The sequence below is a fragment of the Mycobacterium sp. genome, from assembly GCF_008709575.1.
In the GTDB taxonomy this organism is placed as follows: domain Bacteria; phylum Actinomycetota; class Actinomycetes; order Mycobacteriales; family Mycobacteriaceae; genus Mycobacterium.
In genome coordinates this window covers 1-641 of record NZ_VYIK01000429.1, presented here as the reverse complement: position 1 = coordinate 641, position 641 = coordinate 1, and the positions used below count along the sequence as shown (strand labels likewise).

General features: G+C 69.0%; 3 pseudogenes. 1 reads left to right on the top strand and 2 read right to left on the bottom strand.

Annotated elements, in window-relative coordinates:
* Positions 1-101: pseudogene (locus tag F6Q13_RS19410) on the top strand (6-phosphogluconolactonase); the annotation flags it as partial.
* Positions 102-150: 49 nt separating this feature from the next.
* On the opposite strand, the pseudogene F6Q13_RS19405 reads toward F6Q13_RS19410, so the two are convergent.
* Together F6Q13_RS19405 and F6Q13_RS19400 are read right to left on the bottom strand one after the other, a co-directional pair.
* A pseudogene (locus tag F6Q13_RS19405) lies at positions 151-412 on the bottom strand (hypothetical protein); the annotation flags it as partial.
* A gap of 12 nt (positions 413-424) precedes the next feature.
* Positions 425-511: pseudogene (locus F6Q13_RS19400) on the bottom strand (urease subunit gamma); the annotation flags it as partial.
* Positions 512-641: the final 130 nt, after the last annotated feature.

The window sequence follows — 641 nt, the reverse complement described above, 5'->3', positions numbered from 1 at the left end:
GCGGTGCGGACCCGGTGTCGCTGCCGGCCGCCGGTGCCCGCGGGCGGGAGAACACCGTGTGGTTTCTCGACACCGCGGCCGCCGCCAAGCTCTCCGGGTAGACAACTGTGGCAAGTGCCGGGGGTCGACGACCTCGGCCCCATCCAGTCCCCGCGCGACCTGCCGATCCAGATCCGCCTTCTGATCGGCCGACACCACTCTCGCATACACCGCCGTTCGCGCCCGCAAGTCAGCCCTGCCGGTCGGCTCGTCGACGACAATCAGTCGACCCACTCAATGCGCCGGCACCGCCTACAGCCTCGCCGTGAAACCAGCAATACGCGCTCACCGGCGCAACACCGTTGCACGCAGCCCACGCCGCGAGATCCGTACCCCATGTTCCTACAGCCCACCACCGACAACTACCGACCACTCAGAACGCGACCATTGGCAATCCCCGGGCCCGGCGGCGGGCCAGCTCGGCGGCGTAGGACAGCAGCAGCCGCTCCTGCTCATGCGGGGAGAGGCGCATCTCGAGCGATCTTGCCATGCCGGCAGACCCGCAGCAGCCCGCGCGCGACCACAACCGGTCAGCCGGCCATTCCCCGAGTCGCATCGACCTCAGTTGTCACACGTCGGCGTGGGTTCTCGGTCGTGTCGGT